Below are 21,268 nucleotides of genomic sequence, written 5' to 3' on the forward strand. Positions count from 1 at the left end.
TGTCCGAACCATAAGAAAAAACGGCGGATATTTCTTACTGTCCCGGGAGGCCAGAATTTTGCCGTCCTTAGCGGCCTGTCTGACGAACGCAGCAGACGTAAGTCGCTGCGAGAGGAGTTCTGGCCGCGTTGGCGGAATTCTGGTTTACCGGGACAGTTAGAAATACCCCGTTTTTGAAACTGGATCGGACAACACCCCCATCTCGTCCGGGAAAAAGACGGCCGGCAGCCGCAGCCTCGGACGGCGGGAAGGGCGTCGCCTACGCTGATGCGTTTATCCTGCGCCCCACCTGGATCCCGGGGAGAATATGCTTTCCTTTTCCTCTCATATCCGTTAAAATTAACTGTATAATTATCGGGCGGAATTCTGCAGTTTGGATATACTGAAGGTAAGGAGGAGACAGAGGGACAATGGATTGGACGACAAGGCTTAACAAGGTGATGGATTATGTGGAGGATTCGGTACACGGAGAGATTTCCGAAGAAGAAATCAGCAAAATTGCGGCATGTCCGTATTCCATGTTTCAGAGCTCTTTTTCACAGATTGTGGGGATTCCTTTTTCAGAATATGTGAGAAGGCGGCGGCTGACCATGGCGGCATATGAGCTGTTGAATACTGACAGAAAGCTACTTGACATCGCAATGGATTATGGCTACCAGTCGGATGATGCCTTCCGGGTGGCGTTTAAAAACCTGTACGGCATTACTCCTGCGGAGGTCAGAAAATCCAACCCCAGTCTGGTGTTTTACTGCCGCCTCACTTTTGAAATTAATATCAGGGGGATAGAAAAAATGAATTACAGCGTAGTGGAGAGAGAAGCCTTTCAGGTCATCGGTATAAGGAGGATTACGCCCTACGGCGGCGGTACCTGGGCCATCGTAAAGAGCGACGGCAGCAATGACCGGATCCGTTCGCTTACCGGCAGCTTCTTTGACCTGGGATTATGCTTCGGTTTTGACGATGAGGGAAACAACGACTATATGTGCGCCGTGGAATGTGAGGATTACGACGGGGATGAGTACAGTGTGTACCAATATCCTGCAACCACCTGGCTGAAGTTCGAGGCAAGCGGTAAGATTTCGGACAATACGCTGGGAAATGTCTGGAGCCAGATTAACACGGAGTTTCTGCCCTCCAGCAGGTTTCATAAGGGCCCGCTTCCCACCATTGAAAAATATGTGTCCTGGAACGACGCGGAGGATACCTGCCTGGTGGAGATATGGATTCCTCAATGATCAAAGACGGTTCCCCGGAAAACCGGGGAACCGTCTTTGTTTGGGGGAAACTGTTAATTATACAAATCGTATTTATGCAGCCATACGGTAACGTTCCACTGCATTCAATACATCCTCGTCTTCTCCTTTGGAGTTCACAAATACCAGGTTCAGAGTTTTTCCGATACCAAGGCGAATACGCCCAGGATGGATTTGGCATCCACAGTATAGCTTCCGAGAGCCAGGTCATATTCTCCTTCGAACTGTCTCATGGTCTGTACGAAGGATTCTGCTGCCGCTGCATTTTCCAGATAAATATTAACTGATTTCATTTCAATACCTCCTGCAGCAGGAGCGTAATGGTTTCCTCCGCTTCCTTTAAGGTTTCCTCCACGCCGGCCCCAAGAATGACATTTTCCATGGCTTCGGTCACCGTTCCTGATACGCTGGGCCACCAGGGTGCAAATTCCCTTCATCTGGCCGTTTGAAACAGCCCTACAAAAGCTCTGCGCTCTTCGTCGTCGGGAAACTGCTTTTCCATGACGTCATCCCTTGGGGCAAGGAAGCCGAAATCATCCATATAGGACTGCATCCTCCGGGGTTCTGCCAGGTAGCGCATAAACTCCAGCGCCTCTTCCACATGTCCATCCTCCGATACGGCCATGATTTCGCCTCCTACCGTGGTTATCCTTTCCCCGTCCAAGGGAATGGGGGCAATGCCGAATTCTATATCCGGCGCGTTTTTGCGGATATACCCCACTGTCATGCAGGTATTGAACATCATCGCCGTCTTTCCCTTGGAAAACTGATGCATCACATCCGCCAGCGTCATGCTCACGCTCAGTCTGTTTAAAACGCCCTGTTCCGAAAGCGTCCCAAGGAGGCTGAATGCGTTTCTGCCCGCTTCACTGTCTATCCGCGTCACATCCCCTCCCATAGACCACAGCACTGGAAGAAAGGCATACAGGCTTTCCTCACTCTGTATTCCCGCCACTGCAAACCCGTAGTGGGATTCGTTTGTGGTACGGACCGCCGTATCGCAGAATTCCTCCCAGGTTGCAGGCACAGCGTAGCCTGCCTCCTCCAGCATCTGTTTATTGTAAATCAGCGCCGGACAGTTCATTCCAAAGGGAAGGCCGTAAACCCTTCCGTCAATTTCACAGGGTTCCATCGCCTGGGGCAGATATTCGGGAAGCACCTCCAGCTTCCCTGTCAAATCCGCAAAGTGCTTCATATTATGGGAAAACCGGAAATCCGAGGAATCCACCACCGCAATGTCTGGCATGGTTCCGTCCGCCATGCTCAGGGCAAGCTGTTTCTTAAAATCCTCATCCGGTACATATTTTATTTCCACCGTAATGCGATCCTGGGATGCGTTAAATGTCTTCACCAGCTTCGTAAGAGTCTGCTGGCAGGCTGGGATATCCCAGTAATGCCAGAGCGTTACCACCGTTTTTTCAGGTGCGCTTTCCTCCTCCTGCGCCTGTCTGCCGCAGCCTGCCGTAAAAAGCAGCAATATAAGAAGAAATGCCATGCCTGTCCTCAACCCGATTTTTCTGACGTTCATTTTCAATCTCCCTGTCTCCTGCAGCGGACCAGCCGGATAGTTACTAACTGAATCATTTTCTTACGGTCAGCGCAAAGCGCTGGCCTGTTGAATAGTTACTAAAAGTATATCATATCCGTATGAAAGAAGGGAGCCTTGGGGCACCCTCCGTAAGGAAGGTGCCCCAAGACTTTGTATCTCAAATTAAATATTGTTGTGTTTAAACGGTGTAGCAATTTGCTATGCCGTTTTTGTTGCTCTTACTGCTTTGTTCTGTATATGCTCCTGAAAGTATTCTTCCATTTCTTCGGGCGAAGGCTCTCGGATAATGCCCACACCATTATAGTAGATTTCTACGCTTTGGTGACGCTTGCCGTCCTTGTATTCGGGTTTGCCGACTACAATCTTCTGTATAAATTCGTGTACGATTTCAGGCGTTAACTCCGTAAGCTGCGTTACTTTCTTTGCCTTGTCGATAAAACGCTGTAAGCCTTCGGTTGCTATTTGAGCATTTTCAAGCTCACTTTCCAATTCGGGAACAGTTGTTTTTAAAATTTCCTGCTCATTTTCCAAAGATATTGACATCGTAGCAAAACGGTCATCATTTATCTTTCCCGTTGCATTATCCTCATAAAGCTTTTGCATAATATTGTCAATTTCCCGAATACGCCTATTGGCTTTATTCAGTTCTCTGCGTTTTTCGGCAAGTTCAGCTTTCTTCTGTTCTCCAAAATTTTCAAGCTGCTTTTGTGCAAATAGCTTTTCATAAGACTGCACATACCACAATACACGCTGCATACTTTCAAGCACAATGCTCTCTATCACTTTTTCTCGGATATAGTGTGCGGAGCAAGCATCGGAGTTCTTACGGTAAGCGGAACAGAAGAAATACGCTTGCTCTCGACTATAATTATTCGTTACGCTGTAATACAGCTTTTCTCCGCAGTCTGCACAGTAGAGCAGACCCGAAAACATACTCACTATTCCGCTTTTGGTCGGTCTGCGTCGGTGCTGTCTTAATTCCTGCACAAGTGCAAAGGTTTCTCTGTCAATGATAGCAGGGTGTGTATTTTCAAACACCTGCCATTCTTCCTGCGGTCTTTCAAAACGCTTTTTCAGCTTGAAAGATTTGCTTGTAGTACGGAAATTGACAGTATCTCCACAGTATTCCTGTTTGTCAAGAATATTAGAAACTGTGTCTGCACACCAATTAAACGGTCTTTCGGGCGGTTTACTGCATTTTCTTCCGATACTGTTCCAATATTCCGTAGGGGTCATAATCTCATCAGCTTTTAGGCGTTTAGCTATCTGTGTCGGTCCGAGTCCCGATATGCAAAGGTCAAAGATTATTTTGACAATCTTTGCGGCAGGCTCGTCAATTACCCATATATCTTTGTTTTCGGGAGATTTCATATACCCGAACGGCGGATTCGTTGTTAAAGGCTTGCCCGACATTCCTTTGCTTTGCATTACCTTACGAACTTTATCGCTTGTGTTTTTTGCGTGCCATTCATTGAACAAGTCCTGCATCGGTACAATATCGCTGATACCCTTTGCAGTGTCGATATTATCCATTATTGCAATATATCTTACATCTAATCGGATAAAATCATCTTCCAAAAGCTGACCGACAACAAGACGGTTTCGTCCAAGTCTTGAATGGTCTTTTACAACGAGGTTTGCCACCAAGCCTTGCTCCGCAAGTTCCATTATTTCCATAAACGCTGGTCTTGCAAAAGTTACTCCCGAAAATCCGTCGTCGAAGAAGAAACGGGGATTAGGCAATTTATTGTCCTTTGCGTACTTTTCAAGTATGGCTTTTTGATTTTGAATACTACCCGAAACGCCGTCTTTGTCATCATCACGACTTAATCTTGCGTATAGGGCGGTAATTCTGTCTGACTGTTTGATGTTCATATTACTCCTTTCCACAGCCAGATATGATACGAATTGTAGGTGTATATATCATACCATATCCGCTGTTGAAATTCAACGCTTTAAAGTGTTAATCTATTCTTTTCAATATAATTCTCTGTGCTTTTTCTTCTAAACTCTCGCTTGCGTTTTTGTCGAAACAAGTGCTTACAGTATATACAGTACCGTCAATTTCTTTTTCAAAATTGATTGGGTGCGGATACTGCGTTCTGCGAAACCAAGCAATTCGCTGTTCCTTTGTCATAGCGGCAAGTATATCTGTAATCTCATCAAGAGCCGCAAGGATTTCTCTGTCGGTTTCGATAGGCTGGCTGTGTTCGTCAAGATAAATAACTTCTGTCATCGCTCAAAATCCTCCTTTTTCTTGTGTTTTGGTTTTCGTATATGCTTGTAAGTTTCTTTTTCGGCAGGCTGATAGAAAATATCCTTTGCCTGCTCGGATTTCTGCTGTCTGAATTTGTTGAGAATACCGCCGATAAATTCTTTTGCCTTTGGCGGAGCGAGTTTTAACGCTTCTAAATACGGCTTGCATTTTTCTTTTATCTCGGTAAGCTCGGCTTGCAGCTCCTTTATCTTTTCGGATAAGGCTCGGTTACTGCTTTCATAAATTTGCACCGTCCGTCTGTTTACAAGACATTCCTTTGCCAAGTTGGAAAGATAACCGTAATCCTCAGCAGACATCTGAATTTTGCCTGTCAGCGTTTTCTTGCCCATATTGTCTATGATTTCCGCACTTGCTCTTACGGGTAGAATGGTGGACAGCTTTTCATCGGCAGCCGCAATCTTTTCTTCAATCTCGGCAAGGTGTTCCTTGTCCTTTTCCAGCTTGTATTGCGTGCAGGATAGGTTTTCAGCATCGCTGCCACGCTCGCCCCGTTCAAAGCCTTTAAAGCCTGCCTCCTGCATATATTCAAAGAATTTGTCCTGCAATACGCTGTATGATTTTAGATATATAGGCTTGCCATTCTTATCAGCCAAAGGCTTGCCATTTTCATCTAACGCCTTTGCAGATTTCCATTTCTTTGAATGGCTGACCTGATGAATCACCTCTTTGACCGTTCCGACTAATTCGGGATTTTTGCAACGCTTTGACCATTTAATTTCTTTATCTACCACAGGCAGAGCCATAATGTGCAGATGATAATGGTAAACAGGATAGCCGTAAACATCGGACATAAAGAGATTGACCTCGTCGGCGTGCATTACGGCGGATAGGATATTATCCTTGCCGTACAGCTTTTCGGCAAAATGATAGGCTTCTTCATAAAACCGCTTTGCAAATTCATAGCCGCCGTTACGCTCGAAGTAATCGGTGTTGACATCAAATATCATCTCATCGAAAACCTTTGCGTCGGCTTTCAGACCTCGCAGAGAAACTGTACCCTCGGCAACCATTTTTTCAAGCTGCTGATTGTAGGTTGAATTACCGCAGTCCTTAAAGTGGATATTCATATCGGTTCGGGATAAATCCACATTCATATTTTCGTAGGCGTCGTTCTTGCGTTCAATATGGCGTTCAAACTTACCTACGCTTTCCTTCGTTCTTTGCATTACTCTTGTAACGGAATAATCGGGCATCGTATCACCTTCTTTCTTTTTCGGATTGTATGTTCTTTTCAAAATACGAATATGTGTAGTGACAGCGTATATCTTTGTTACGCACCTTTTCAAAGTGCGTAACCCACTATGACACTTTCACGGATACTCCGTGCAAAGATGTCGTGGGCTCTCCGAGGGACAAAGGCACTCTTTGGAAAGAGTACCTCTGCACTCCTCAGAAACTTTATCGCCGCTTTACCCTAATGTTGTTCCTGCCCCTGTTCTTTCAAGAGCGTTGTCTTGCCCGCTTTCTGTTAAGAAAGATGTCACCGCAAAATCGTATCCCATTCGGACGGTCATTCAGTTGTAAATCGGCAAAACAAAAAAGCCGATACACAGTACACCAAAACAGCGTGAGGTTTTCTCTCGCTCATTCTGATGAAACTATGTATCGGCTTTGAAATTCAAATCCGTGTTGTCTGCTTTTTAACCAACCCCGCAAGCAGACAATGCGGTAACGGTTGGTGCGACAATTATCAGCTGTCACCGGCACTTCCTAAAATCGAGTTTCATTTGTATTCAGTTGTCGCTCTCACAGAGAGTGATTAAGTCTACCGCAAAACACATCTTTTGTCAAGGTCAAAACATATTATTATTCCCGATTGAGAGAAAATTATGAGTGCCGCACTTGACAATTTGTTTATAATTTGATATCATTATATCAAGATATAATGATATCAAATTGAGGTGAAACGAGTGGACGAAAAGACAAAACAGGTTCAGGTACGCCTAACTCCCGAACTACATAGCAAACTCAAAGGTACGCTTGCCCTTGATGGACGAAAGCTCGTGGACTTTTTTAATGAAGCAGCTTATGCTTATTTGGCTGATAGCGTCAAATACAAAAACACCATTTCTGAAATTATAGGAGGAAAATACAATGGCAAAGACTAAGAAAAAACAAGAGGCGCTATCTGTAAGCAGATTAATAAATGAAGTTTTAGTTGCACAATTGAGCATCCCATTCCGTCAAATTGTTAATGATACTACATTTTCTAAATATACAGGCTCAAAACGCCCAGATATACTTATTTCTGAATTTGAATACGATGGAACTAACGATGAGCAGTATATAAAGAATCTTGTTGCATATGCCGAAGCAAAAGACGATTGCAAGGTGGATGACAAGGATTGGAAAGATGCCTTAAAGCAAGGCAAGACCAAAGCCCCTAAATTGGGATTGCCGTATTTCATTGTTACAAATTGCAAAACCACGTATTTTTATAATGCAAAAACATTGAAGCAATTAACGCTCAACGGAAACCCAATCAGAGAATTTCAAACCATAGACATTTATCGTCTAATTAAAAATAAATTAACAGAAAATCCTGATTTGGATTCTATCAATACAAATGTTGACTCGATTTCTACAATTTCAGAAGCAATCTTTAACAAGAAATTGTGGGAACTTGCAGGCGTTTATCGTGGCATCAATTTCAAAGATAATGTTCAAAAAATCGACTTTACAGTAGGCTTTGTAGCTCTTGAATATTTTGAAGAGAAAGAAGAAATTGATGGTAATAAAGATGCATCAAAAGTATATTGGTCTACTTGTAACGATGAAGTTGCAGAAAAAATCAAGAATAATTTGAGTGGTTACATAAGCCGTTTGGAAGATGAAACTACATTCAAAGAATTTAAGAATGTTATGGAAGTGGTCAGAATTGCTATTAGTGGTGATGGCAAGAACAAACCACTTATTGGTGTTGATGATGTAAAGCAAATATATGGCATTATTGATTCTATGAAGCCATTACACGGTACGGGATTTGATTTGTTTGGTGCTGTATATGAAATGTTTGCATCTTCGAAGGAAAAGAAAGATTTTGGAGAATATTTCACAAGAAGGCACTATACGCATATTTTCTCTAAATTGTTGTTACAGGATGAGGATGTATATAACGAAAAGAAAGAATTTTCTATTATTGACCCCGCTTGTGGAACGGGTGGATTTTTAACTGAAAGCTTCAAAGTTCTTTTAAACAATTATGAAAAAAACGGAACACTTACTGCTGAAGCAAGAGAATTTCTATCGAAAAAGTGCTTCTATGGTGTTGATGTACGTGACGAAAACATTTCAAGAACTCGACTTAATATGTTCTTGGTAGGTGATGGACATACACATATGTACTCCGACAACTCATTAAAACCTACCCGACAAGGGAAAAATGTATTAAACAAAAAATATCAATATGTGATAACCAATCCACCTTACGGAAGCGGCACAATCAAAGCAAATACTGAAGCAATATCTACTAATAGAACAGAGATTGCATTCATTTGTAAGGTTATTGATTTGCTCGAAATTGGTGGCAAAGCGTGTATCATTACGCCTGATGGTGTATTGGAAAACCCTTCATACAAAAAGTTACGACAGGAAATTTTGGAAAAATGCGAAGTATATGCAATAGTATCATTGCCGAAGTTTGCATTTGCACCATACACCAAAGAAAAAACTTATGCTTTGTTTATCAAAAAGCGAAGTGGTAGTGTAACCAAAATTCAAGAAAAACCCATATGGATGTATATCATTGATAATGATGGACTTGCCAATTCAGACAAACGTTTTCCTACTAAACTTCGTAACAATCGTAACGGATGGATGCACGACGAAATATCTGGTTGGGTTAGTACGGACGGTATTGAAATGCCGGGGCTACTCGAAAACAGATGGCTCAAATTTGATGATTTGGATTCTAATGGCACTAATTGGATAAATGACAAAGGTATACCTGAATGTCAAAGAAAAGGCGGGAATATTCCAATAGATAAAATTATAAGCAACGAGTATTGTACTCTTTTACCTGAATATTATATTCGCCCATATGAACCATCGTATCTTGATAAAAACGAATTAGTTTCCGAACTGAACGACATGCACAATTGGTTGCCCAAAATCAACTTATCTCAATTAGCAAATGAGGTAGAATCAGTTAATCTGACATATTCCGAGTACCAAGCTCGCCAAGTGCCAATCGCTTCAGTAATTGATAAAATGAGTGGGAACAGCGGTCTAACCGAAGAGTTTATTTATCACGCAATGCAAAATCAGGGTGAAAAATACGTTGTCCTTTCAAGTGCTACCGAGGATAGAACTAAAATGGGTGAAATTCCATTATGCACAATAAATAACAAGCCGTTAAAGGTTTTTGAGAATCGAGAGGGTTTGTTGGTTACTCGTAACGGAAAAGCTGGAATGACTCGCTTTTTATCAAAAGGGAAATACACCATAAATGACCACGCCTATATTTTATATGTTAGAGACGATTCTCCATATTCAATTGATTTGAGGTGGTTGGCAATACAATATAGAACAGAGTTTTTACAGTTTACATCAAGTTCTGATAACGGAACGTGGAATATGACAGGTTTTTTCAATCAAGTGAAAATTGACATTCCAATAATCGAAGAACAAAAAGCATTGGTAAATATTTATGATAAATTGATGTATGTACAAAACATTTTTTCAAATCTTGATACTTCTGTTTCAAGATTATTTGAAAAACAAGTTGTGGTAAAAGAGAACGGCTAAAAACAAAACAACGGCGACAAGATTTTTCCTTGTCGCCGTTGTTTTTAATGGATTATATGAATATTAACTCTTGATTCACGATTTCAGCTGCGGCATTTTGTATATTATTCATTTTGCCAATCCACAACATTGCGTTTTTAGCCTTGAGCTTTTCTGTTGCATTTTCCTTTTCAGCAAATTTCTTTACCAGCCGAAAAAACATATTCTCTGCCTGCTCGTCAATATTGGCAAGATAACTATTTAATTTGCAGGAAGTCAACAGTGAGGTATATAAAACCCTCTTGCAATTCTTGACATACTGCAAATGCCGCTGCCCCCATATTCCGATTGGCTTATTTTCTTCGGGCAGCAATGCCAAACAAGGGATATAATAATCCTCGACTAATTCATACCACAAACCATTGTTTTCATCGTAAATGTACTTTTCCATTATGTAATCCTCCAAATATATTGATTTCCTACAATTTCAATCATATTGGCTGATTACAAAGCCGAAAGGAGAAGCTACTTCCTTATGTAGCCTCTCCCTTACGGAAATCTTTTCCGTTATGGCTCCCCTGCCTCAGCTTTTTATTTTCCTGTATGCCTTATTTTTACTGTCCTGCCTCTTCCATCTTCGCGGCAATCTGTCCAGCCAGCTTCCGGCAGACCTCTTCCTCACGGGCCTCCACCAGAATCCGGATCACCGGCTCCGTGCCGCTTTTGCGGATCAGCACGCGGCCTGAGCCGTCAAGCTCCAGAGAAGCCTGGTCAATGGCCTCTTTTACCACGGGATTTTCCAATACTGCCGCGGCATCCTGCACCCGTTTGTTAATCTGTGCCTTGGGGAACAGGGTGACTCCTGCGGTCAGGAAGGAAGGCATGGTTTTCTTTCCCACAATAATTTCCATCACCCGGATGGCGGTTAAAATGCCGTCCCCTGTGGTGCTGTATTTGTTAAAAATAATATGTCCGGATTCCTCTCCGCCTATACTGTAGCCATGCTCCTGCATTTCAAGGGATACGTATTTATCGCCGACCGGCGTGCGTTTCATGCGGATGCCCTGCTTTTCCAGAGCCTTTTCCACTCCCAGGTTGGAGGCGATTGTGGCAACCACTGTATCGTCAATCAGCGCATTCCTTTCCTTCATGTGCACGGCGCACAGATACATAATCAAATCGCCGTCCAGAACATTTCCTTTTTCGTCCACAGCAAAGCATCTGTCAGCATCGCCGTCAAAGGCAAAGCCCACGTCCAGACCTTTTTCCACTACGAACTTCTGCAGGGACTCAATATGCGTGGAACCGCAGTCCACGTTGATGTTCAGGCCGTCCGGCTCATCATGAATCATATAAGTGCGGGCGCCAAGCATTTCAAATACCGTCTTGGCAATGCTGCTGGCTGCGCCGTTGGCACAGTCCAGTCCCACCTTGTAGCCGCGGAAGGAATGTATGGTAGTGGAGGTGAGGTAGCTGATATACTGGTTTCTTCCCTGGATGTAGTCGGTAATTTTACCGATATTTTCATTGCGGGCGCAGGTGATTTCCACCTTGCCGTCCAGATAGTCCTCCACCTTTTCCAGTACGGCATCCTCCATTTTAAAGCCGTCTTTGTCTATGATTTTAATTCCGTTGTCATAAAAAGGGTTATGGCTGGCGGTAATCATGATGCCAAAGTCAAAATCCCCGCTCTTTGTCACATAGGATACGCTGGGCGTGGTGGTAACGTGAAGCAGGTTGACATCCACGCCGCCTGAGCTTAAGCCTGCCGCCAGGGCATATTCAAACATATAGCTGGAGCGTCTGGTATCCTTTCCGATAACGCAGCTCGCCTTTTTATGGGCGCCGTCCGTAAAATACCAGCCCAGGAACTTCCCGATATTAAAGGCATGGTCCGCCGTCAGAACCTCGTTTGCTTTTCCTCTGAATCCATCGGTACCAAAATACTTCATATGATCTCCTTTCATGGGTCAATCACGATTTCCGTCTGCCATTTTATCACAGTTTTGGAAAATTTGCACTATTAAATCATTTTTTTGTACTAAAGTAGCATATGTGAGGATGAGGAAAAGTAAACGCGGGTTTTGACATTTTTATGATTCTGCCAGAATAAACGCATCAGCGTAGGCGGCGTCCTTCCTGCCGTCCAAAGCTTCAGCTGCCAGCCGTCTTTTTTCCCGGGCAGGATGGGGGTGTTGTCCGTTCCATAAGAAAAAACGGCGGATATTTCTTACTGTCCCGGGAGACCAGAATTTTGCCGTCCCCAGCGGCCTGTCTGACGAACGCAGCAGACGCAAGTCGCTGCGAGAGGAGTTCTGACCGAGTTGGCAGAATTCTGGTTTACCGGGACAGTTAGAAATACCCCGTTTTTGAAACTGGAACGGACAACACCCCCATCCTGCCCGGGAAAAAAGACGGCTGGCAGCTGAAGCTTTGGACAGCAGGAAGGACGCCGCCTACGCTGATGCGTTTATCCTGATGATTCTGCTGTGGGCTGATTCCATTTGTCTGAAAGGTTTGAACCGGAAGAGACTTGACAGAAGCTGTTCCTTGTTCAGGGGCGGAAAATCCCTGTTATCTTCCACCGCTGTTTTTCTGTCCGTTTCGCAGAAGTCCTTAAAAAGCTCTTCTTCGGATTTCAGGCACAGGTATCCGTAGGAGGTAAGATTGTGATCCTGAAGGATTTCCTGAAAATACATTTCGCGCGCAGAGCTTATACATCAATGAGTCGTATTCATCATCGCTGCAGTTATCCAGCTCCTCCATGCGGACGGCCCAGTCCTCCGGCGTCATGCGCCGGTCGATGAAGACGGGCGCCAGGACTTCTTCATCCTTTTCCTTTGCAGCGGTTTGCGTAGTTTCCAGGTATTCCGTATACCGTTCCGCTTCTTCAAGAGAATAGAGGCCATAGTAAGGGCCTGCCCCTCCGTTCCCTATCTGAGTGAGGAAAAATTTGTATTCCTCGGGAAGCAGAAGATTATGTTTTTCCTCAAACCGGCGCACCTGTTTCAGTGAAGCAGGGAGATTCAGCTTGTATTTGTGGCGATTCGCGCCAAAAATCAGATGGGAAGGATCCCGGGCCCCGGCCTGGGTTACCATGGATTTCAGATAAGAGACATGGACTGGGTGGAATGGAATTTCTGTTGGTGAGTCCGGGACTGGGTGGTATTTTTCTTCCATTATTATCTCCTGTACATTGTAATCCTGCCTGCGATGCTGCATTAATGAGTAGTTTTCAGGGTGATTTACAGCCTGTGCCTGTCCGTGCGGTAATATGCACCTTTGCATGCGGCAATATGATTTTTTTCTGATTGGTTTGTTTATTTGTTTACTTGTTTATGGGAATTAAGTCTATGAGCGGATGTCGGTATTAAATATAAATAATATATGGCATTTTCTTTTTGGCGGGAAATGATTTATGGAATATAGAAACAATAAACGGTTATACAAAACCAACGTTTGTATAACCGCTTATTGTTTCTTAGCTTACTTCTTCTTTTAGAAATACCTTCCTAAGAAAGGCTTTCTCTCATTTAAAACTGCTGCCCGAAGTAGCTCTTACTTTTTTACTTTTGCTTATCCGCAGTACGCCGTGGTTCGTGTACCGACAGAGCCTCCGGAATGCATTTATTTATACATTGCCATGTACTCGCCATGGGCTTCAATCAGCTCATCGCACATGCTGCGGATATCATCGATATTCAGCTCTGCCGCAGTATGAGGATCCAGCATAGCTGCCTGGTAAATGTAGTTCTTATCCCTTGTCCTCGCAGCTTCAATGGTAAGCAGCTGTACGTTGATGTTTGTCTGGTTCATGGCGGCCAGCTGTACGGGCAGGCGGCCTACATGGCAGGGATTTACACCTTTTGCATTGATCATGCAGGGAACCTCCACGCATGCGTCGGAAGGCAGATTGTCAATCAGGCCTGTATTCAGTACGTTTCCGCCAATCTGGTAAGGATGGTTGGTTACGACTGCCTCCATAATATAAGAAGCATATTCCCTGGAACGTTCGTGGGTTATCTTGCCGTCCTTAAGGATGTTGTCCCTTTCCTGCTCCCAGTCTGCGATCTGCTTGATGCAGCGTCTGGGATATTCATCCAGCGGAATATTGAACTTATCGATCATTTCCGGATAACGGGACTTAATAAAAAATGGGTTATACTCAGAGTTATGTTCACTGGATTCTGTGCAGTAATAGCCAAGGGTTCTAATGTATTCATAACGCACCATGTCGTTATGCTTTTCATTTTTATTCTTCTCCAGCGCACGCTTTTTGATTTCGGGGTAAAGATCGATTCCGTCTTTGTCCCTGACATCCAAAAGCCAGGCCATATGGTTAATGCCAGCGATATAGTCCGTGGCGCCTTCCAGCTTGTCTTCCATTCCCAGACCCTTCAGAAGTCCTTCGGTACAGACCTGTACGCTGTGGCAAAGGCCTACGGTTCTGATTTTCGTATATCTCTGCATGTAGCCGCTGAGAATTGCCATAGGGTTAGTGTAATTCAGGAAAAGGGTGTTGGGGCAGACCTCTTCCATATCCCTTGCAAAGCCTTCCATTACGGGAATGGTACGGAGTCCGCGCATGATGCCGCCGATTCCCAGTGTATCACCGATAGTCTGCTTCAGGCCGTATTTCTTGGGAATTTCAAAATCAGTTACGGTGCAGGGCTCATAGCCGCCTACCTGAATGGCATTTACAACAAAGTCAGCGTCACGCAGCGCTTCTTTTCTGTTTTCCACGCCAAGATAGGGTTTGATAACCGCTCTGTCTTCGTTTACGTTATGGTTGATGGCCTTCAGGATGATTTCCGAATCCTTCAGACGTTCTCCGTCAATGTCGTATAATGCGATTTCCGCATCTCTGAGCACCGGTGTGCACATGCAGTCCCCAAGGACATTCCTTGCAAATACCGTACTTCCTGCCCCCAGAAAAGTAATTTTTACCATAAGAGTTCCTCCTTCTCTTGCATTTAACTTATGATTCCTTTAAAATCATGGTATCTGCTTTTATTTTAAGATTTCTGGACTTTTTTTCTATATTAATTGTTTCTTATTTTTGTATTTATGTTTCCTTTCGTGTTTTCTTTCCGTAGGGCGGAAGGGTATGGCGGACGCGGATGGAACCGGATTTCGGAAGGACGGGTTTTTATGAAAGATGAATTGGCGCAGGTTAATGAATTGAGGCATATAACAGATGAAAAAAATAACATCCGGGAGACAATCCGGCTTTTAACAGAGTCACAGACGCGCATTGCGCTGCGTCTTTATTATTCCGGAAGCGAGTCCTGTGCCCCGGGACATTTTTTCGGCCCGGCCGTAAGGACTCATTATCTAATCCATTTTATCAGGAGTGGGAAGGGCAGGTATATGCGCGGCAATTCCGAGTATGCTTTGAAAAAGGGGGATGCGTTCCTGATCCTTCCCGGTGAAACGACAAAATATATGGCGGACGAAGAAGAACCATGGGAATACACCTGGATTGCCTTTGATGGTCCGGATGCAGGGACGCTGCTGCGTCACTGTGGTTTTACGGATTCCCAGGTTGTCTACCGGGCACCGGATGAAGAAAGTGCACAGCGGCTGCTTACACAGACAATTGTGTTTGAGGACAGTTTTCACGAAAATAGCCAGAACCTGCTGAAAATCCTGGGGAATTTTTATCTGCTGTTCTCCTGCATGTATCAGGAACAGCTTCCTGCGCATCTTCTCCCGGAATCCGGGAATGCTTCCCAGACCGGAACGCTGCAGGAAATTTATTTCCGCCAGGCTGTGGAGTATCTGGAGCATAATTTCAGTTATCCGGTAAAAATTGAGCAGCTGGCAAGGCAGGTGGGGGTGAACCGTACTTATTTGTATAAAATATTTATTTCACATTCCGGGAAAAGTGTTCAGCAGTATTTACTGGATCTGCGGCTGGAGGCTGCCATGGATATGCTGAAGAAAACACGCAGGGATATAACGGAAATTGCATATTCCTGCGGTTTTACGGATTCCCCGTCCTTCTGCCGGCAGTTTAAAAAGACTACGGGGCGGACGCCGCTGCAGTACAGGCGGCTGGCGGGGAATTATGGGGGATAGGATTATTTAATTGCTTATTTATTTTCCCAGACTGTTTAAGAAGCCCTCACAGCCTTCACATACATCTCGGTAGGTGGCTTCAAAATTGCCTGTGTACCAGGGGTCCGCTATGGCGCCGGGACGGTCTGTATAGTCCAGGAGAAGATGGACTTTGTTTTCCGGGTCAGAACGGAGGATCCGCATGATGTTGCGCAGGTTCATTTCATCCATGCCGATGATGTAGTCGAATTTATTGTAGTCTTCTTTTCTCATCTGGCGGGCGTGTTTTTGTGAAATCTCCTCCTGGGAAATGCCGTGCTCCAAGAGCTTGCGGCGGGTTCCGTGGTGCACCGGGTTGCCGATTTCTTCGGTGCTGGTGGCGGCGGATTCTATGTGGAATTCGGCCGCAAGGTTTCTGGCTCTTACCATGTCACGCAGGATGAATTCTGCCATGGGGGAGCGGCAGATGTTCCCATGGCAGATAAATAATACTTTTATCATGTTCGCTTAACTCCTTGAAAACTCTGGTTTTTCCTTGATTTTGCAGCATTTCTGCGGCATTGTGAAACGAAACTTTCCTGGTATAAATCTGCTTATTTTGTTATATCTTTTCCATCAAGTGTCATAAAAATGATATTTCATATGACACTGGATTTTCTTCCAACCAGCAACCTTCTCCATTTCCGCCTCTGCATATTCAAACTTAACATGGGTATAGGTATTCAATGTTACACTGATATCTGAATGCCCCATGATATATTGAAACAGAACGTGTGCCTGCATACATGTGGTGTAATAATAGGCATCTCATTCGTCTATCGGACATTCTTATCTCTCTTTTCTGATTGCCCTACGGCATAAAAGAAGAGCCAGGCTCTGACATTAGTAACATAACTATACCATAAACCTGACTCTTAATCTATTGAAATCTGACCATATTGCAGTCAAATATTCGTCAACATACTTCTCAAATAATCTGCGTTTTATCTGTACTCCGGAACCGTTCCACAACTCCCATCTTTTGTATATTTTCCAACATCTTCAATTCTGTATCTCAAAAGAAAATAATCGAGATCATGTAATATCTTATATATTTCATTCGCATATTCTACTTCATACGTCTCTATTGCCAAATTCGTCAGATCAATCAGTTGCTGGAGATCTGCTGATAAACTTTCATTTTGAACAGATTTTTGCATATCCTGAATAAGCTCCACAAAATTTGCTCCATCAAATCTATTGTACTCCATTACTGGTTCCCCATACTTTTGATAGAATTCACTTTCAGTAATGTCTTCTTCATTCATAACTGTTTTCTTATTGCCTTCATACGCCCAACCAATTTGTATATCACCTTTCTGGAATCTGATTCTCCGGATGAGGATAAAAGCCTTGCAGATTCCAAAGCTTTGATCCCTGTATTAAAGGATTTCTTTCTAAAACACCCTCTAATCAATCCCAAAACCTTCCTCGGTGACGCGGCTTTTGATTCCATTGAGATCTACAAATACCTTCTTCAGGAAACATCTTTTGAAAAGGCTTTTATCCCACTCAATGGAAGGCTTTCCCTGCCGGAATCGGACTGTCCACTGAACGCAGAGGGCATCCCCTGCTGTCCCAAAGACCCCTCTCTTCCTATGAAAAGAGAAGGAAGCATAACGCATCTGCGCTGCGGACTCTCTACCATGAAGTTTGTATGCCCAAAAATGAAATGGGAATACAACAAACAAGATAAGTCCAAACGGCGTGTCTGCCATTGTGAAGACCCATGCACAACTTCTTCCTGTGGCAGGATGTTCTATATCTATCTGGAAAAGGATCTGCGTGCCTATCCGGGAACTGCACGCGGAACAGAAGAATGGGACAGCACATATAAGATACGTGTCAATGTGGAAAAATCCATTAACCACTTCAAAGACAGTTTTTACGTTGCCGGCAGGAAGACCCAAAATGAGAAAACGCTGCATGCCGACTTACTGCTTGCCGGGATGAATCTCTCCGTTCTTGATGCTGTGATAGTGGGGCGATGTCATCTTTTCTTTTGCCGGAAGATTGAGCCAGAGCTGCACACCCAGCAATCTTTCAGCCGCCGGAAGAAGTTCTTCGTGCAAAATCCCCGAGCCGGCAGTCATCCACTGAACCTCCCCGCTGCTGATTGTATCAGAATGCCCAAGGCTGTCCCGATGCATCATCTGCCCGGAAAAGACATAACTGATTGTCTCAATTCCCCTATGAGGGTGCATGGGAAACCCTGCGGTGTAATCAGGCGGATTGGTACTGTCGAAAGAGTCCAGCATCAAAACAGGATCAAATTCTTTTACAGTATCAGGTCCTAAAAGATATTTCATAACTTTGAAGGGACTGGACCGCTATGACATTTCAATAAATTCTAAATCTAATTTCTTTTAAGCACCTCCGCATCATTCACGCAGCAAAAACATCTTTTCCAGCACCTTGAGAACCTCCATTTCCCGCCCTATGCTATTTGCAATTTCACGCAGCTTCGCCACCACCTTTTGCTTTTTTAAAAGTGCCGTCAGACAGTAAATAGAAAAACTTCTGCTGCCTTTGCATCCTATGTTCATCCCTGCTGCCCCTCATACTGCCACGGAACATACGGCAATATTCCCCAGGTAATCTCATCCGCATAATGCACCTGAGTATGAATCATAGAACGGTAATCCGCAGAGGTGGCCCTGATACAGGGAAATTCGCTGCATTCCCTGCATTCAGCAATTCCTTTCTCCGGAGCGCATCCCTTTGCATTACAGGGGTCATCCTTGCAATAGCAGTCATCGCTGTAACAGCCGTTACAGCGCATACTCCAATCGTTATTCTCCCACATTTTATTCAGGAGGGGTTCCATGACAGCCCGCTGCTCCTCTGTTGTGCCTGTATAATGTACGCACAAATCACAGCGCTGGCCGCATTTTGAGTAAACCGCCGTTTCTTTGGGAAACGGTTTACGGTTCGGCTTTTTCTTTATCTGTATCAGCCGCTTCACCTCTTCAAGCTGCGCAGGCTCCGTAACATCAATAAATATCCACTTCCCATCATGATATGTTTTTGCATCGTCATAATAATTGAGGATATCCTTTGAAAATTCATCCCGCCGGGCTTCAAAGATTTCACGCTCTTTTATCCCGAAAATAATTAAAAAGGTAAATTTATCTTCGTGTGTGTAGACGGTAAGGACAGTTTTCTGCCCCTGTTTAAATTTCAGTTCATCCCTGCCATCCCCGATTTCATCAAGCCTGTATTTTCCCCGCATAAATACCATAGTCTCATGGCTGACCTTTTCAAGGTTATTCATTCCACACCTCCATAAACCGCCTTTTTATTAAATTTATTGTAACACAAAAATCCCGGCGGAAAACCGGGACTTTCTCTTAAAATTATTAATTCATGTTCCATTGGAGAACACTTCTATATTTTACTGTGGTTCTTTCTGTCCGACAAGAATTTCCGCCACCTGTAAATCGGATCTGTCAGGATCCTCGACCAGCAGATCGGAAATCCTTTTTACATAATCGGGATCCATCTCCAAGATTTCCGCTATCTTCTCTGAATCAAGACCTCTTCCTGTCTTTTTACGTATGATGGCTACAATTTCAGCTTTTCCCTCAGCTTTTCCATCGGCTTTTCCTTCCCGATATTCGCTTGCACGGATTTTTTTCATTTCCTCTTCTTCGTTATATTCAAAAATTGACACCGCTATCACCTCCGCTTTCTGTGACGACAGGAAGTCCTCCAAAATTCCTTCTTTGATGCATTCCGCCACTGCCCGTTCCACCGCTTCCTCAATCCGCATCAGCTTCGCATATTTCCTGACCCGATCCACGTATTGGGCGTACTCCCTCAATGTCCGGCTTTTGTCCATCAGCTCCTTGTTATGGCCAAAGTTGATGTTCAGCATGAGGACCTTCAACTCCAGTTCCGCCGTCTTTTTTTCAAAGGCATCCGATAACCGCAGGGTCTGCCTGTCCGGCTGCACATCCGTACCATTGTAAAATACAACGAATCTGGGCACCGGTATTTTTACCAGAGCAGAAGAATATATCGTATCATTCCGTGTGTATTTTTCAAGCTGCTTTGCGATGTAAACCAAATCACGCAGCGGTATGTTGGGATTATACGAGGACTGATGCTCATACAGATTCAGCTCGGAATCCAGCAGGAATGAGCTGTCGTCCTTAAAATTCATGTATATCGCATTTTCCAGTGTATAAATTGTCAGCTTCTCCGGGCTGTTATATGCCAAGTCATTCAAGGCATTATACAGCTCCAGCAGCTCCTTCTTCTCCCGAAACAGCATTCGGAATACCGTATCCTTCTGTTTTCTTACTACGTGCAGTTTTTCTGTCATAAGCTGCTCCTTTCTGCTTTTGTTCGGAGCGGCTTTCCCATTCATCCGCCCCTGCTTTCTTTGTTGGATAATAAGCATAGAGTTTCTGAATTGAGATTTGTAAACAGATGGCACATGGCCAAGATTCATTAGAAAATTATGCTTGCGTTTATTTTATCACGATTTTCCCATGTATTCAACTGTTCCTGGATTTATGTTTGTGTCAAGTAAACGTTGGCAAATTTTCTATTGTTTTTCTAAAATAATATTTCTTCAAAGAGAACCGGTATGACTTTCTTACCCTCTGTCTGGTCTGCATCCGTCTGTTTTACTGCATGTAAAATCCCCATTCCGCCGCCTTCGGCTGGCGGCACAAATAGTAATGAAAGTGTTCCAACTCTCTACGCTGTGTTGTAAAATAGTTTAGGTCAGTTTACAAGGAACTACACGCAGACCGTGAAACGGGCTGCTGACAACAAACGGCGGTATGCTCCCGGAGAGGGCAGCATACCGCCTGTTTTGTTGTCCGGGGTTTCCAAAGGGGTGCCCCCTTTGGCACACGACTTTGCTTGCAAAGTGTAGTGTGTTATACCTGCTGGCGTGGCTGACGGGGGAAACGGGGTGCGGTGCTTCTTGCGCCCCGTTTGCTCCGGCAGGAAAACAGGCTGAATTTTTGCGAATGGGAATGAGCAAAAAATCGGCCTGTTTTCAGAGAACGGCGGCAGGTATATGAAAGCCCCCGTCCCTCGTCCTACGCTCCGACTTGTGGACAAAGTGTCCCGAAGTTGTGGCCACACTCCCGGAAAAGTAGCAGGACAGCGGGCAACCGTCAAGGCTGAAATGAACGGGGTTACACCCGGCCTTGACCGCCGCCCGCCGCCCCGCTGGATGGGTGGACAAGGCGGCCAATCCCTCAAAGTGCTTGTCCGCGCTCTTTCTGATTTTGAGGTATTCAGTTTTTCAAAATTGAATAATCAAAATAAATTTTTTCGATTGAAAAAATTTTATTTGTTATCATCTTCAATGCCATATTTTTTCTTTTGCCGAATCACATAATT

The 21,268-nt window shown here is 44.2% G+C and carries 20 protein-coding genes and 2 pseudogenes; 6 read left to right on the top strand and 16 right to left on the bottom strand.

The annotated features are described in order from the left end of the window. Positions 1 to 410 precede the first annotated feature (410 nt). Entirely contained in the window at positions 411 to 1,235 is an 825-nt protein-coding gene (locus FYJ45_RS21045) for an AraC family transcriptional regulator (protein ID WP_154467099.1), read from the top strand. A gap of 149 nt (positions 1,236 to 1,384) precedes the next feature. On the opposite strand, the gene FYJ45_RS21050 is transcribed toward FYJ45_RS21045, so the two are convergent. The 5 genes from FYJ45_RS21050 to FYJ45_RS21070 all read right to left on the bottom strand — a co-directional run bounded on the left by FYJ45_RS21050 (position 1,385) and on the right by FYJ45_RS21070 (position 6,273). Further along, positions 1,385 to 1,546, bottom strand: a complete 162-nt coding sequence (locus tag FYJ45_RS21050; RefSeq protein ID WP_235930929.1) for an HPr family phosphocarrier protein — start codon at positions 1,544 to 1,546, stop codon at positions 1,385 to 1,387. 140 nt (positions 1,547 to 1,686) lie between these two features. Beyond that, positions 1,687 to 2,781 carry an ABC transporter substrate-binding protein gene (locus FYJ45_RS21055; protein ID WP_235930930.1) on the bottom strand — a complete coding sequence of 365 codons (1,095 nt, stop codon included), beginning with the start codon at positions 2,779 to 2,781 and terminating at the stop codon, positions 1,687 to 1,689. Between the two features lie 219 nt (positions 2,782 to 3,000). After that, entirely contained in the window at positions 3,001 to 4,677 is a 1,677-nt protein-coding gene (locus tag FYJ45_RS21060; RefSeq protein ID WP_154467100.1) for a recombinase family protein, read from the bottom strand. Between the two features lie 88 nt (positions 4,678 to 4,765). Further along, on the bottom strand, positions 4,766 to 5,038 hold the full coding sequence (locus FYJ45_RS21065) for a hypothetical protein (RefSeq protein ID WP_154467101.1): 273 nt from the start codon (positions 5,036 to 5,038) through the stop codon (positions 4,766 to 4,768). Then, on the bottom strand, positions 5,035 to 6,273 hold the full coding sequence (locus tag FYJ45_RS21070; RefSeq protein WP_154467102.1) for a plasmid recombination protein: 1,239 nt from the start codon (positions 6,271 to 6,273) through the stop codon (positions 5,035 to 5,037). Before FYJ45_RS21070 ends, FYJ45_RS21065 begins: the two co-directional genes overlap by 4 nt. Before the next feature lie 717 nt (positions 6,274 to 6,990). Between FYJ45_RS21070 and FYJ45_RS21075 the strand changes: the two genes are divergently transcribed. Then, on the top strand, positions 6,991 to 7,188 hold the full coding sequence (locus FYJ45_RS21075; RefSeq protein WP_154467103.1) for a hypothetical protein: 198 nt from the start codon (positions 6,991 to 6,993) through the stop codon (positions 7,186 to 7,188). After that, complete coding sequence (locus FYJ45_RS21080) at positions 7,175 to 9,826, top strand: N-6 DNA methylase (protein ID WP_154467104.1); 2,652 nt, start codon at positions 7,175 to 7,177, stop codon at positions 9,824 to 9,826. Before FYJ45_RS21075 ends, FYJ45_RS21080 begins: the two co-directional genes overlap by 14 nt. Before the next feature lie 52 nt (positions 9,827 to 9,878). Here the strand turns inward: FYJ45_RS21080 and FYJ45_RS21085 are convergent, their stop codons facing one another. The 4 genes from FYJ45_RS21085 to melA all read right to left on the bottom strand — a co-directional run bounded on the left by FYJ45_RS21085 (position 9,879) and on the right by melA (position 14,755). Further along, positions 9,879 to 10,256 (bottom strand): TnpV protein, encoded by a 378-nt coding sequence (locus FYJ45_RS21085; RefSeq protein WP_154467105.1) that lies wholly within the window; start codon positions 10,254 to 10,256, stop codon positions 9,879 to 9,881. 163 nt (positions 10,257 to 10,419) lie between these two features. Further along, positions 10,420 to 11,757 carry a phosphoglucosamine mutase gene (glmM, locus tag FYJ45_RS21090; RefSeq protein ID WP_154467106.1) on the bottom strand — a complete coding sequence of 446 codons (1,338 nt, stop codon included), beginning with the start codon at positions 11,755 to 11,757 and terminating at the stop codon, positions 10,420 to 10,422. A 664-nt stretch (positions 11,758 to 12,421) separates the two neighbouring features. Then, positions 12,422 to 12,985 carry an SMI1/KNR4 family protein gene (locus FYJ45_RS21095; protein ID WP_195841918.1) on the bottom strand — a complete coding sequence of 188 codons (564 nt, stop codon included), beginning with the start codon at positions 12,983 to 12,985 and terminating at the stop codon, positions 12,422 to 12,424. A gap of 447 nt (positions 12,986 to 13,432) precedes the next feature. Continuing rightward, positions 13,433 to 14,755, bottom strand: coding sequence for an alpha-glucosidase/alpha-galactosidase (gene melA / locus FYJ45_RS21100; RefSeq protein WP_154467108.1), 1,323 nt, complete (start codon positions 14,753 to 14,755; stop codon positions 13,433 to 13,435). 201 nt (positions 14,756 to 14,956) lie between these two features. On the opposite strand from melA, the gene FYJ45_RS21105 reads away from it, so the two are divergent. Then, entirely contained in the window at positions 14,957 to 15,886 is a 930-nt protein-coding gene (locus FYJ45_RS21105; protein WP_195841919.1) for an AraC family transcriptional regulator, read from the top strand. A gap of 18 nt (positions 15,887 to 15,904) precedes the next feature. Here FYJ45_RS21105 and FYJ45_RS21110 read toward each other — a convergent pair whose 3' ends face one another. From FYJ45_RS21110 to FYJ45_RS21115, 3 genes and pseudogenes are all read right to left on the bottom strand, one after another. Beyond that, positions 15,905 to 16,366 carry a low molecular weight protein-tyrosine-phosphatase gene (locus tag FYJ45_RS21110; RefSeq protein WP_154467110.1) on the bottom strand — a complete coding sequence of 154 codons (462 nt, stop codon included), beginning with the start codon at positions 16,364 to 16,366 and terminating at the stop codon, positions 15,905 to 15,907. Between the two features lie 114 nt (positions 16,367 to 16,480). Further along, positions 16,481 to 16,674, bottom strand: a pseudogene (locus FYJ45_RS32820) (site-specific integrase); the annotation flags it as partial. Positions 16,675 to 16,848: 174 nt separating this feature from the next. Then, positions 16,849 to 17,172 carry a hypothetical protein gene (locus FYJ45_RS21115; RefSeq protein ID WP_154467111.1) on the bottom strand — a complete coding sequence of 108 codons (324 nt, stop codon included), beginning with the start codon at positions 17,170 to 17,172 and terminating at the stop codon, positions 16,849 to 16,851. Positions 17,173 to 17,226: 54 nt separating this feature from the next. On the opposite strand from FYJ45_RS21115, the pseudogene FYJ45_RS30965 reads away from it, so the two are divergent. Next, positions 17,227 to 17,796: pseudogene (locus FYJ45_RS30965) on the top strand (ISNCY family transposase); the annotation flags it as partial. A 42-nt stretch (positions 17,797 to 17,838) separates the two neighbouring features. Here FYJ45_RS30965 and FYJ45_RS21125 read toward each other — a convergent pair. The 4 genes from FYJ45_RS21125 to FYJ45_RS21140 form a co-directional block, all read right to left on the bottom strand. Further along, positions 17,839 to 18,213 (bottom strand): pirin family protein, encoded by a 375-nt coding sequence (locus FYJ45_RS21125; RefSeq protein WP_330588790.1) that lies wholly within the window; start codon positions 18,211 to 18,213, stop codon positions 17,839 to 17,841. Between the two features lie 72 nt (positions 18,214 to 18,285). Beyond that, positions 18,286 to 18,450, bottom strand: coding sequence for a hypothetical protein (locus FYJ45_RS21130; protein ID WP_154467112.1), 165 nt, complete (start codon positions 18,448 to 18,450; stop codon positions 18,286 to 18,288). Further along, a complete protein-coding gene (locus FYJ45_RS21135) occupies positions 18,447 to 19,178 on the bottom strand; it encodes a DUF3788 domain-containing protein (RefSeq protein WP_154467113.1) in 732 nt (243 codons plus the stop codon). The genes FYJ45_RS21130 and FYJ45_RS21135 overlap by 4 nt, the downstream gene beginning before the upstream one ends. Before the next feature lie 120 nt (positions 19,179 to 19,298). Next, positions 19,299 to 20,231, bottom strand: a complete 933-nt coding sequence (locus FYJ45_RS21140) for an RpnC/YadD family protein (RefSeq protein WP_195841921.1) — start codon at positions 20,229 to 20,231, stop codon at positions 19,299 to 19,301. Positions 20,232 to 20,939: 708 nt separating this feature from the next. Between FYJ45_RS21140 and FYJ45_RS21150 the strand changes: the two genes are divergently transcribed. Beyond that, positions 20,940 to 21,266: a hypothetical protein gene (locus tag FYJ45_RS21150; protein WP_004292786.1), complete on the top strand. Its 327-nt coding sequence runs from the start codon at positions 20,940 to 20,942 to the stop codon at positions 21,264 to 21,266. The last annotated feature ends 2 nt before the right edge of the window (positions 21,267 to 21,268 follow it).

Source organism: Eisenbergiella porci (assembly GCF_009696275.1).
Taxonomy (GTDB): Bacteria; Bacillota; Clostridia; order Lachnospirales; family Lachnospiraceae; genus Eisenbergiella; species Eisenbergiella porci.

Coding starts and splice junctions, on each gene's coding strand:
- FYJ45_RS21130 (WP_154467112.1), bottom strand. CDS start 18,450: ATGAACATAGGATGCAAAGGCAGCAGAAGTTTTTCTATTTACTGTCTG.
- melA (WP_154467108.1), bottom strand. CDS start 14,755: ATGGTAAAAATTACTTTTCTGGGGGCAGGAAGTACGGTATTTGCAAGG.
- FYJ45_RS21070 (WP_154467102.1), bottom strand. CDS start 6,273: ATGCCCGATTATTCCGTTACAAGAGTAATGCAAAGAACGAAGGAAAGC.
- FYJ45_RS21115 (WP_154467111.1), bottom strand. CDS start 17,172: ATGAATGAAGAAGACATTACTGAAAGTGAATTCTATCAAAAGTATGGG.
- FYJ45_RS21125 (WP_330588790.1), bottom strand. CDS start 18,213: ATGAAATATCTTTTAGGACCTGATACTGTAAAAGAATTTGATCCTGTT.
- FYJ45_RS21060 (WP_154467100.1), bottom strand. CDS start 4,677: ATGAACATCAAACAGTCAGACAGAATTACCGCCCTATACGCAAGATTA.
- FYJ45_RS21095 (WP_195841918.1), bottom strand. CDS start 12,985: ATGGAAGAAAAATACCACCCAGTCCCGGACTCACCAACAGAAATTCCA.
- FYJ45_RS21050 (WP_235930929.1), bottom strand. CDS start 1,546: ATGAAATCAGTTAATATTTATCTGGAAAATGCAGCGGCAGCAGAATCC.
- FYJ45_RS21140 (WP_195841921.1), bottom strand. CDS start 20,231: ATGACAGAAAAACTGCACGTAGTAAGAAAACAGAAGGATACGGTATTC.
- FYJ45_RS21110 (WP_154467110.1), bottom strand. CDS start 16,366: ATGATAAAAGTATTATTTATCTGCCATGGGAACATCTGCCGCTCCCCC.
- FYJ45_RS21105 (WP_195841919.1), top strand. CDS start 14,957: ATGAAAGATGAATTGGCGCAGGTTAATGAATTGAGGCATATAACAGAT.
- FYJ45_RS21085 (WP_154467105.1), bottom strand. CDS start 10,256: ATGGAAAAGTACATTTACGATGAAAACAATGGTTTGTGGTATGAATTA.
- glmM (WP_154467106.1), bottom strand. CDS start 11,757: ATGAAGTATTTTGGTACCGATGGATTCAGAGGAAAAGCAAACGAGGTT.
- FYJ45_RS21080 (WP_154467104.1), top strand. CDS start 7,175: ATGGCAAAGACTAAGAAAAAACAAGAGGCGCTATCTGTAAGCAGATTA.
- FYJ45_RS21065 (WP_154467101.1), bottom strand. CDS start 5,038: ATGACAGAAGTTATTTATCTTGACGAACACAGCCAGCCTATCGAAACC.
- FYJ45_RS21150 (WP_004292786.1), top strand. CDS start 20,940: ATGAAAGCCCCCGTCCCTCGTCCTACGCTCCGACTTGTGGACAAAGTG.
- FYJ45_RS21055 (WP_235930930.1), bottom strand. CDS start 2,781: ATGAACGTCAGAAAAATCGGGTTGAGGACAGGCATGGCATTTCTTCTT.
- FYJ45_RS21045 (WP_154467099.1), top strand. CDS start 411: ATGGATTGGACGACAAGGCTTAACAAGGTGATGGATTATGTGGAGGAT.
- FYJ45_RS21135 (WP_154467113.1), bottom strand. CDS start 19,178: ATGAATAACCTTGAAAAGGTCAGCCATGAGACTATGGTATTTATGCGG.